Raw genomic sequence first — 10,441 nt, forward strand, 5'->3', positions numbered from 1 at the left:
TCCCGCCTCAGGGCGATGGCGTGGGTCCCTCGATCTGTTCGCTGATCCACTGCATGCTGCTCGCTTCCATCCCCTTCACATACGTCACAGCGTTGTGTCGGCCGCCCTGGATGACTTCGAGGTGGGTGTGGATCGGGCCCTTGTTCCCGTAGGTGGCGATGTACTTGTTCACCTTGGGGATGACGGACGACTCCTTCGTGCCGTACTGGAAGGCGAGGTACACGTCCGGCCCCTTGGCGGCGATCAGCTGCTTGGAGAGCACCTCGGGGTTGTTCTCGGCCTTCTCTTTGGGGTGGCCGTTCCACAAGCGCGAGTCGGGGACGATGTCGGGGCCGGAGGCGATGACGGCCTTGAACTTGTCGGGGTGCTTCAGCACGGCCTTGAGGCCGGCGAAGCCGCCGGAGGAGGAACCCATGAAGGCCCAGCCGTCGCGTGACTTGATCGTGCGGAAGTTCTGCCGCATGAGGTCGGGCACGTCCTCGGTCAGCCAGGTGCCCATCTTGGGCTGGCCGGGGATGTCGCTGCCGTCCCAGTAGAGCCCGCCGTCGTCGGGCTTGGGGTTCAGCACCGGCATGGCCAGCAGAAACGGTTTGCCCTTGCCCTCCTCGGCCCACTTGGAGATGGACGACTCCAGCTTGAGGTTGTTGTCCATCCAGTAGTTGTTGGGGAAGCCGGGGCCGCCCGGGAGTGCGATCAGGACGGGGAAGCCGCTCTTGTCGTACTTCGGGTCGTCGTACTCCTTGGGCGCCCAGACCCACACCTTGCCCGTGAAGCCGGACTTCTTTCCGGTGATCTTCACAACGCCGACGTGCGTCCCGTTGCCCAGCGTGCTGGCGATCTTGAAGTCGGCGGCCGGTCCGGTCGGCATCAGGGTCTTGGAGTCCACCGGCTTCTGCGGGGTGCCGTCGCCCTTGTTGTCGATCTTGCCGTACGAAATGGGGTCGCCCTTGTCCGTGAAGGGCGGTATCTCGAAGTAGCTCATGACCGGCCAGGCGATCGCCCCGAGCAGCCCCACGCAGACCACGGCGACGAGCCATCGCCGGGCCTTGGAAGCGCGGCGGTGGCCACGGGACTCATAGGTCTCGGCCCCGCTCCTGGCCTTGGTGGACGTGTGCGACATCAGTGGCTCCGGCATGCTTCGGCCCCTCGGGGCACGACGGTCGTGTTCCGCCTCCGGGGATGGACAAAGCAGATACAAGGGTTCCAAATTTGCCGAATCGTGATCAACGCTTGACGGGGAGCGGACCGACACGAACAGGAAGGGACGCAGAAGATCACCGCCGAGATCACCGCACTCGGTGGCCGGACCGCCGCCGGCGGCAAATTCCGGAGGAGATCGTCAGCGGCCACCCCTGCGCCGTTTCTCAAGCCGCACCGGTTGATGCCGTCGCCCCGACTGGACGGGCGGAGCGACCCCCGGCCCGCCCGCCGACAGCAGGACCGCTACTGGAGCGGCCGCCGCCCCCGCGCGATGCGGGCCTCGATGCGCTGGGCGTCCGGGACCCGGAGTGCGCGGGTGAGGTCAAGCGCGTGGGTCAGATGCGCGACGGCCTCGGCCGGCCGTTCCAGTTCGTCGAGGCTCTCGCCGAGGCCTTCGAGGGCGCGGGCCTCCTCGTACGGCGACCGGACCTCACGGGCCAGTTCGAGGGCCCGCCGGTGGGAGCCGAGGGCGTCGGCCGGAGCCGCGTCCGCCCGCTGGACCGTGCCGAGGGTGTTGAGCGCCTCGGCCTCGCCTCCGAGGTCCCCGATCTCCCGGCACAGCGCCACACTCGCGGTGGCGTTCTCCAGGGCGTACGCGTGGCAGCCGCTCAGGACCTGGACCTCGGCCAGATACGTCAGCACATAGGCCTGTCCCATGCGGCTGTTGAGGGAGCGGACGGCGTCGAGCGCCTCCTGGAGGTCCTTCTCCGCCTCCGTCAGCCTGCCGGTGCGCTGCTTGATCCTGCCGAGGTGCGCGAGCGCGTTGGCCGCGCCCAGGCGGGCGCCGAGTGATTGGTAGAGGCGCGACGCCTGCCCGACGCTCTCCAGCGCCTCTTCGTACGCCCCGGTCAGGCGCAGTACGTCGCCGAGGTCGCTCAGCACGTTCGCCTCGCCCAGCTCGTTGCCCAGATCACGGAACAACACCAGGGCCCGGCGGTGGCAGGAGACGGATTCCGCGTACGCGCCGGTCGACTTGCGTACGTCACCGAGGGCGGTGAGCGCGTTGGCCTGGCCGAGGCGGTTGTCCAGGGCGCGGTGCAGTTCCAGCGCGCGTCCCATGCTGTCGGCCGCCTCCGCGAAGCGTCCGGTGAGCTGCTCGACATGGCCCAGCTCGATGAGCACCTGGGCTTGGCCACGCGCGTCCCGGTTCTCCCCGAACAGGCGCAGACAGTGACGCAGCGAGCTCTGCGCCTCCTCGTAGCGTCCGGTGCGGCGCAGGATGGAGGAGAGGTCGTGGAGCGCGATGGCCTCGCGGCCCGGGTCCCGCAGGCCGCGGAAGATGTCGAGGGCGGCCAGCAGGTTGCTCTCGGCCGGTTCGAACTCGGCCTGGAGCGTCTCGATGACCGCGGTGTTGCGCAGCGCGACGGCGCGACCGAGCGGGTCCTCGGTCAGGAGCGCCGCGCCGAGCGCCGTCCGGTGCAGCGCGAGGGCGTCGCCCCAGTAGCCCTGGGTGCGCATGAACTCCGCCATGGCGGCGGGGAGTTGTACCGCGTGCTCGCCGTGGCCGTGGCGGGCCGCGTGGGCGACCGCCGCGCTCAGGTTGGCGTGTTCGGCCCGCATCCAGGCGAGCGCCCGCCCCTCCTCCGCGACCGGCGGCAGAGCCGGCGGGGCGGGGGTGCGGGGAGTGAGGGCCGGGGTGTCGTAGCGGGCGAAGGAGCGACTGGCTCCGAGGGCCGTGTGCAGGTAGTAGCCGAGCTGGCGCTCCACGGCCTGCGCCGCGTCGGCGCAGTCTCCGGCCTCGTGCTCCGCGTCGGTGAGGGCGCGCGCGTAGTCGCGCACCAGGTCGTGCATCCGGTAGCGGCCGCGCGAGGGTTCCTCGACGAGATGGTGGTCCTCCAGCTCCTCCAGGAGGCGGCGGGCCGTCGGCAGGTCCGTGCCGTGGAGCGCGGCGACGGCGTACGCGTCGAAGTCGAGACCCGGCTGCCGCCCCAGGCGGCGGAAGAGCAGCTGCTGGTCCGGGGAGAGGTCGCGGTAGGAGAGCTCGAAGGCGGCCCGTACGGAGACGTTCTCGGAGCTGAGCGCCGCCAGACGGCCGCTCGCGGCGGCCAGGTCGGCGATCACGTCCTCGGCGCTCCACGCGCGGTGGTGGCGCAGCCGCGCGGCGGTGAGGTGCAGGGCCAGCGGCAGGTGTCCGCAGAGCCGGGCGAGTTCGGCGCAGCCGGCGTCCTGGGCCGTCAGGTCCGCGCGCCCGGCCTTGGCCACGAGGAGCCGTACCGCCCGGTCCTCGGTCAGCACGTCCAGCGTGACCGGCACCGCGTCCGCGAGCGCGACCAGCCGTCGGCGGCTGGTGATCAGGACGAGCGACCCCGGCGTGCCGGGCAGCAGCGGCTCCACCTGTTCGCTGCCGCGGGCGTCGTCGAGGAGGACGAGGTAGCGCCCGCCCGCGAGTTTGCCGCGCCACATTCCGGCGCGCGCGGAGAGGTCGGCCGGGATGCGCTGGGGGTCGGTCCCCAGGGCGAGCAACAGGCTGGTCAGCGCGGTGCCGAGGTCGACGGGCGGCGTTCCGTGCGTGTGCGCGTGCAGGGAAAGGAACAGACTGCCGTCGGGAAAGTCGGCCGCGAGGCGGTGGGCGACGTGGACGGCGAACGCGGTCTTGCCCACTCCCGGCATGCCGTCGACGGCGTGGATGCCGACCACGCCGGAGGCTCCGGCGGATCCGTCGCGCACCGCCGAGACCAGGGCCTCGACCTCGCGCTCGCGGCCGGTGAAGGCGGCGACGTCGCGGGGCAGGGACGTCGGTACGGTGGCGTCGGCGTCCAGGGCCTGCGCGGGCGGCGGGGCGTCGTCGGTCAGGATGTCCAGGTACGCGGTGGCCGCGTCGGGGCCCGGCTCGACGCCCAGTTCGTCGATGAGTGTGCGGCGCAGCCGGTGGTAGACGGCCAGCGCCTCGGCCCGCCGTCCGCTGCGGTGCAGCACCCGCATGAGCTGTATGTGGAAGGCCTCGCGCAGCGGGAACTCGACGACCAGACGGGACAGCTGGGGCAGCAGTCCGTCGTGCCGACCGCACCGCAGCTCCGCGTCGCAGCGCCATTCCAGCGCCTGCATCCGGGCCTCCTGCCACTGCCCGAGCCGGGCGCGCTCGTCTTCGGCTAGCGCCGGGAACTCGTCGAGCGGGATGCCGCGCCACAGCGCCAGCGCGGTGTCCGCTTCCCGTACGACGGTGTCCCAGTCCTCCGCCAGGCGCGCGGCCCGGGCCGCGTCGAGGCGCTCACCGAAGACGCGGGTGTCCAGCTCGCCGTCCTCGACGTCCAGGAGCATGCCTCCGGGCACCGCCCTGATCCGGGTCTCCGCTCCCAGCGAACGGCGCAGCCGCAGCAGGTGGTTGTGGAGCGAGGCGCGGGCGGTGGCCGGTGGGCGCTCGCCCCACAGCGCCGTCTCCAGCCGGGCCAGCGGTACCGCACGGCCGGGCGTGAGCAGCAGTGCGGTCAGCAGCGCCCGGCCCTTGGGCGACGCGAGTGTCCGCTCGACCCCTTGATCGTCATGGACGGACAGCGGACCGAGCAGCCCGAACTTCACGTGTTCTCCCGGGTATATCGGGCCTGGCCGGGCCCCCGTGGCGTGCATCGTAGCGCGCCACCTGCGCTGAACATGTCAGAGGTTTCCCGCGCCGCGCCGAACCCGTCAGAAGTTCTTCGCGCCCGCCCTGATCGCCTCGCGGATGCGGTGATAGGTGCCGCAGCGGCAGATGTTGCGTATCTCGTCGAAGTCCGCGTCGCCGATCTCGTGACCGGCGGCGCGGGCCTGGCGGACCTTGGCGACGGCAGCCATGATCTGGCCGGGCTGGCAGTAGCCGCACTGGGCCACGTCGTACTCCAGCCAGGCCTCCTGCATGGGGTGCAGGTCCTTGCCGACGGTGGCGGGCAGGCCCTCGATGGTGGTGACCTCGTCGGTCGGCCGGACGTCCTTGACCCGCACGGAACAGGGGTTGAAGGCCTTGCCGTTGATGTGGCTGGTGCAGGCCTGGCAGACGCCGAGGCCGCAGCCGTACTTCGGACCGGTCACGCCGAGGACGTCGCGCAGCACCCAGAGCAGCCGGACGTCGTCCTCGACGTCCACCGACACCGGCTTGCCGTTGAGGACGAAGGTGTGCAGAGGCACGGATGCTCCTAGTAGGCGCGGCTGAGGCCGTCGGTGGGGGACGCGGGGATCGGCGGGACGGTCGGCAGCGGTTCGAAGCCGAGCGGGCCGTCGTGGTTGATCGGGAAGGTGGTCGGCATGGTGCCGGTGGCCCGGCCGTAGGCGCAGGCGACCGCCGCCATCGCGCCCGCGACGGCCAGCTCCCCCGCCCCGCCCGGCTTGTCGCCGGTGGGCGGCATCACGATGATCTCCAGCTCGGGCGGGGTGTTCCACTGCCGGGTGTAGAAGTAGTTGTCCCAGCTGCCTTCGAGGAAGTGGCCGTCCTTGAGATGGAGGCCGGAGCTGAGGGTGACGGCGATGCCGTCCATGATGCCGCCCATCATCTGGGCCTCCAGGCCGCGCGGGTTGACGGCGAGCCCCACGTCGACGGCGCACACGACCCGGGTGACCCTCGGGCCGGTGTACGCGTCGGGGATGTGGCGCCCGGTCGTCTCCGGGCGGCAGTCGATCTCCGCGAGGACGGCGACGAACCCGTGGTACTCGGGATGCAGCGCGATGCCCTGCGCGGTGCCCTCGGGCATGCTCCGGCCCCACTCCCCGACCTGGGCGACCTTGTCCAGGACGGCCCGGGCCCGGTCCTCCTTGAGGAACTGGCGGCGGAACCGGTAGGCGTCCTTGCCCATCCGCGCCGCGAGCTGGTCGACGACGAGCTCCTGGGCGCAGCGGACGTTGGGCGAGTAGATGTTGCGCATGCTGCCGGTGTGGAAGCCCTTGTCGACCTCGCTGAGCAGCTGGGTGGTGACGCCGAAGTGGTACGGGCTCTGCTGGGTGAGCTCGAAGATCGTCTCGGAGAAGGCGAGATCACCGACGGGCAGTTTGGCCGCCATGGACGTGATGATCTCGCCGAGCCCGTGCCCGAAGTCGGTGGCCACCGAGGTGTGCCGCTGCTCGTACGAGAGGACCTCGCCCAGCGCGTACGTCGCCCGGACCCGGGAGGTGGACATCGGGTGGGTGCGGCCCTGGCGGAAGTCGTCCGTGCGGTGCCACATCAGTTTGACGGGCTTGCCCATCGCCTTCGATATCTGGGCGGCCTCCAGAGCCGCGTCGAAGAAGAGCTTGCGGCCGAACGAACCGCCGCCCTCGGTGACGTGCACCTTGACGGCGGGCAGCGGCAGGCCGAGCTTGAGCGCGATGGTCTCCTGCGCGGTGATCGGGGTCTTCAGCGACGCCCAGATCTCGGCCCGGTCGCTTCTGACGTCCGCCACCGCGCAGTTGGGCTCAAGGGCGCTGTTGCTGGCAAAGTGAAACGTGAAGCGCGCGTCCACGGAGTGGACCAGGGGCTCCAACGCCGGGACAACCAAAGGCAGTTCGGCGGCGCGCAGCTCCTTGAGGACGGTGGCGTCGGACGCGCCCTCCTCGGTGCCGGGGCCCCAGGACACGCGCAGCGCCCGTACGGCGTCGATGCACTGCCCGAACGTCCGCCCGCGCACGGCGACGCCGGTGGGGACGGTGACGACATCGGTGATGCCGGGCATCGCGAGGACGTCCGCCCGGTTCTCCACCGACCATACCGTTCCGTTGATCGTCGGCGGCCGGCACACCATCGTGGGCAGCGCCCCCGGCACGCTGACGTCCATGGCGAACTGCTTGCGCCCGGTGACCGCCGCGAGCGCGTCGATGCGGCCGCGCGGGGTGCCGATGACGCCGAACTGCGCGGGCTTCTTCAGGGTGACCGGGATCCGGACGGTGGTGCGGCTCGCGGCCTTCACCGCCAGTTCGCCGTACGTGGCGCTCTTGCCGCGCGGGGAGGTGACGACCCCGGCCCGGGTGGTCAGCGTCGAGGCGGCTTCGCCGAACTCGGCCGCCGCGGCCTCCACGAGCCGCGCCCGGGCGGTCGCCGCGGCCACCCGGATCGGGGTGTAGGTGGCGATGGTGGTGTTCGACCCGCCGGTCATCTGGTTGAAGAGCAGCTCCGGCCGCGCGTCGGCCAGGGTCACCCGGATCCGGTCGAGGGGCAGGTCCAGCTCCTCCGCGATCAGCATGGCGGAGGAGGTGGTCACGCCCTGGCCCACCTCGGCGCGGGGCAGCACGAAGGAGGCGGTGCCGTCGTCGTGGACCTCGATCCTGATCAGGCCGGCCGTCGGCAGGGCGGCGTCCGTGAGCATGTCGTTGAGGTCGTAGATCTCGGACGGGCCGGGCAGCGACGGGACCGCCGCCTCGGCCCGGGCGGGTGCGACGGCCGCCTCGCCGAGCTGCGCGGCCACCGTCAGCGTCGAGGCCGCGAGCACATATCCCAGAAACCGCCGCCGCCCCACCTCGGGTGCGGCGGACCCGTCCTCCTGCTCCGGACGACCCGAGGCTGCCATCGACTGTCCCTTCGTCACCTGCACCGTCTGCGCCGTGTCAGAGCGTCACACATTCCTCATGAATAACACCAGGCGCGAAACAGGCCTGGTGTTATGTGATCTGGCGGGGCGTCGGTTCAGCTGGTTCGGCGGTTCAGAAGGGGGTCGGCACCCTCCGTGAGCCGTGCCGCCGGGGTCCGGATCCCCGACGGCGCCCACGGACGGGTTGCCGCCCCGCGCTCAAATCCTTGTGGGCGACCGCTACCCAAGTCAATCCTCTGGTTTTCTTTCAAAGATCCAAGCAATAGCTTGGAGTTCATGACTCTCGACGACCTCCGCGTCTTCGTCGCCGCCTGCGAGAGCGGCAATCTGAGCGCCGTGGCGCGCGATCTGTCCCGTACGCAGTCGGCGGTCAGCCAGCACGTCAAGCGGCTGGAGGCCGAGCTCGGCCTGCCCCTCCTGGAGCGCCGCCCCCGGGGTGTCGCCCCCACCCAGGCCGGGCGCATCCTGCAACAGGCCGCCGCCCAGGGCATCGGCCGGTTGGAACTGGCGCTGCGTCAGCTCCGTGAGCTGAGGGAGGGCGACGGCGGCACCGTCCGGATCACCACCGGAGCAACCACCGTGCGCCACTTCATGTCCGACGGGGTCGTGCGGTTCCGCCGTGCGCATCCCCACGTCAAGCTGGAGTTCCGTACCGAGAACTCCAGCCGGGGCTGCTTCAGCGCCCTCGCCGCGGGCGAGTCCGACCTCGCCTGGATCACCATCGGCACCCCCGCGCGTGGCATCGAGCAGCGCCCGGTCATCGAGCTGCCCTGGGTCCTCGCCGTCCACGCGGACGACCCCCTCGCCCGCAGGAGCAGCATCGAGGTGGCGGACCTGGCCGAGATCCGCCACATCCAGCTGCCCGCGAACTCGACGTCCCGCCACCACCTGGAGGAGCAACTCACCTCGCAGGACATCCAGTTGGCGTCGACGACCAGCGTCGCGGACTGGGACACCGCCATCCTGCTGGCCGAACTCGGGCTCGGCCACGCCGTGGTGCCGGCGCTGCCCGGATGGACCACTTCCCGCCAGGGCGCCCTGCGCTTCGTGCCCCTGCCGATGCTGCCGCCGCTGGCGGCGGGCTGGGCGGTGCGCCAGTGGGACGCGCTCGGCCCGCTCGCCCAGGAGTTCGCGGGCACGGTCGTGGACAGCCTCACGGGCGCCGCATAGCAGGGCCGGTACGGCGGTCGCGCACCGCCGGGACGGCCGCGACCAGCATCAGCACGCCGGTGAGCACGAACGCCGAGGAGTAGCCGGTACGGTCCGCGAGCACCCCGAACCCCACCGCGCCGACACCCATCCCGCCGTCGTACGCCAGGTTCCACAGCGCGCTGACCGTGCCGTAACTCGCCGTGGAGACACGTGCGTACATCAGCGTCAGGCTCGCGTTCTGGGCGATGCCGAAGCCCGCGCCGAACAGGGCCACCCCGCCCAGCACGGCGACGGGCGTGCGGAGCAGCGCGGTCAGGAGCACCCCGGCGGCCGACAGGAGCAGACCGGGCAGGACGAGCCGAGCGGCGCCGTGCCGGTCGCCGAGGCGGCCCGCCCACCAGCGGCCCGCCGTCGAGACGGCGGGCTGTACGAACAGGGCCGCCGTGGCCACCGCGCTCATGGACGACGGAACGGCGAGCGGGACGAAGGTGACGACGATGCCCGCCGCCACGGCGGTGGCGGCGAAGGTCACCCCGGGCCGCACCAGGGCGCCGGTGCGCAGCCCCGCGAGCACGCCCACCGACTCACCGTGCATCAACTCCCGGTCGGGCAGCCACGGTACGGAGGCGATCGCGACCAGCGCGACGGCCGCCGCGGCGACCGAGACCGTCCCGTATCCGACATGTGCGCCGAGCCAGATGCCCAGCGGAAGCGCCACAAGATTCGGCACCCCGCCCACCACGCCGACCAGGGCGAGCCCCTCACCCCGGCGCTCGGCCGGGATCAGCGTCGCGGTCAGCGCGCCACCCGCGACCAGGGTGAGCGCGAAGCCCAGGCCGCGCAGGAAGCACACCCCCACGATCCACCCCATGGTCCCGGAGACGGTCAGCGCCAGGGCGGGCGCACCCAGCAGGAACAGCCCCGTCGCCAGCGCCGGCCGATAGCCGTAGCGGGCGATGAGCCGGGGCGCGCCCAGCTCGCCCAGGACCGTGGCCAGCATCAGCGCGCCGGTGGCGAGGCCCGCCGTGTCGCCGCCCGCGCCGGACTCGCGCGCGTACAGCGGTACGGCGGACAGCAGCAGGAAGAAGCTGGCCGAGGCGCCGACCATGCTGACGAAGCGGAGCATCAACGCCCGTGTCAGGAGCGGCGGTCGAGCGGGGGCAGCCGGGGTACGGGAGGGCAGGGAGGTCGTCATACGGCCGACGCTAGGGGCCGACCGGACCACCGGTAAGCTCCAATTCCATGGCTGTCCAGTGGTCCGGTCGCGCTCCCGGCCTGCTGCTCGCGCTCGACCGCGAGAGCGGCGAGCAGCTGCGCGCGCAGCTGGAGCGGCAGCTGCGCGAGGCGATCCGCTCGGGGAGGCTCCAGGTCGGCGAGCGGCTGCCGTCCTCGCGTGAACTCTCCCTCGGCCTCGGGGTGTCGCGGGGCCTGGTGCAGGAGTGCTACGCCCAGCTCCAGGCCGAGGGATACCTCGTGACCCGGGTCGGTGCCGCGACCCGGGTCGCGGCCGGTGCGCACCCGCCACCGGCGCCCGCGCCGCCGCCCGGGAACGGGGACGGGGGGGTGGGTGAACTCTGATGGGGTGTTCCCTAAATGGGGGGCTTTCCCCTCCACGCCTTTCCTCC

General features: G+C 71.9%; 7 protein-coding genes. 2 read left to right on the forward strand and 5 right to left on the reverse strand.

The window, feature by feature from the left end:
- Positions 1 to 7: 7 nt before the first annotated feature.
- The 4 genes from ACZ499_RS27225 to ACZ499_RS27240 form a co-directional block, all read right to left on the reverse strand.
- Positions 8 to 1,135, reverse strand: coding sequence for an alpha/beta hydrolase (locus ACZ499_RS27225; RefSeq protein WP_468678759.1), 1,128 nt, complete (start codon positions 1,133 to 1,135; stop codon positions 8 to 10).
- Positions 1,136 to 1,443: 308 nt separating this feature from the next.
- Entirely contained in the window at positions 1,444 to 4,716 is a 3,273-nt protein-coding gene (locus ACZ499_RS27230; RefSeq protein WP_468678761.1) for an AfsR/SARP family transcriptional regulator, read from the reverse strand.
- 105 nt (positions 4,717 to 4,821) lie between these two features.
- Positions 4,822 to 5,298 carry a (2Fe-2S)-binding protein gene (locus ACZ499_RS27235; RefSeq protein ID WP_468678763.1) on the reverse strand — a complete coding sequence of 159 codons (477 nt, stop codon included), beginning with the start codon at positions 5,296 to 5,298 and terminating at the stop codon, positions 4,822 to 4,824.
- 8 nt (positions 5,299 to 5,306) lie between these two features.
- Complete coding sequence (locus ACZ499_RS27240) at positions 5,307 to 7,643, reverse strand: molybdopterin cofactor-binding domain-containing protein (protein ID WP_468678765.1); 2,337 nt, start codon at positions 7,641 to 7,643, stop codon at positions 5,307 to 5,309.
- Positions 7,644 to 7,940: 297 nt separating this feature from the next.
- Here ACZ499_RS27240 and ACZ499_RS27245 point away from each other — a divergent pair, with 297 nt between their 5' ends.
- Positions 7,941 to 8,834 carry a LysR family transcriptional regulator gene (locus tag ACZ499_RS27245; RefSeq protein ID WP_468678767.1) on the forward strand — a complete coding sequence of 298 codons (894 nt, stop codon included), beginning with the start codon at positions 7,941 to 7,943 and terminating at the stop codon, positions 8,832 to 8,834.
- Here the strand turns inward: ACZ499_RS27245 and ACZ499_RS27250 are convergent.
- Positions 8,818 to 10,011, reverse strand: coding sequence for an MFS transporter (locus ACZ499_RS27250; RefSeq protein ID WP_468678769.1), 1,194 nt, complete (start codon positions 10,009 to 10,011; stop codon positions 8,818 to 8,820). The two genes, ACZ499_RS27245 and ACZ499_RS27250, sit on opposite strands and share 17 nt — an antisense overlap.
- Positions 10,012 to 10,058: 47 nt before the next feature.
- On the opposite strand from ACZ499_RS27250, the gene ACZ499_RS27255 reads away from it, so the two are divergent.
- Positions 10,059 to 10,394, forward strand: coding sequence for a GntR family transcriptional regulator (locus ACZ499_RS27255; protein WP_468678770.1), 336 nt, complete (start codon positions 10,059 to 10,061; stop codon positions 10,392 to 10,394).
- Positions 10,395 to 10,441: the final 47 nt, after the last annotated feature.

The organism is Streptomyces sp. NPDC031265 (assembly GCF_055570295.1).

Bases quoted from the DNA above. Each gene is read 5' to 3' on its own strand.
- ACZ499_RS27245 (WP_468678767.1), top strand. From the start codon at position 7,941: ATGACTCTCGACGACCTCCGCGTCTTCGTCGCCGCCTGCGAGAGCGGC.
- ACZ499_RS27255 (WP_468678770.1), top strand. From the start codon at position 10,059: ATGGCTGTCCAGTGGTCCGGTCGCGCTCCCGGCCTGCTGCTCGCGCTC.
- ACZ499_RS27240 (WP_468678765.1), bottom strand. From the start codon at position 7,643: ATGGCAGCCTCGGGTCGTCCGGAGCAGGAGGACGGGTCCGCCGCACCC.
- ACZ499_RS27225 (WP_468678759.1), bottom strand. From the start codon at position 1,135: ATGCCGGAGCCACTGATGTCGCACACGTCCACCAAGGCCAGGAGCGGG.
- ACZ499_RS27250 (WP_468678769.1), bottom strand. From the start codon at position 10,011: ATGACGACCTCCCTGCCCTCCCGTACCCCGGCTGCCCCCGCTCGACCG.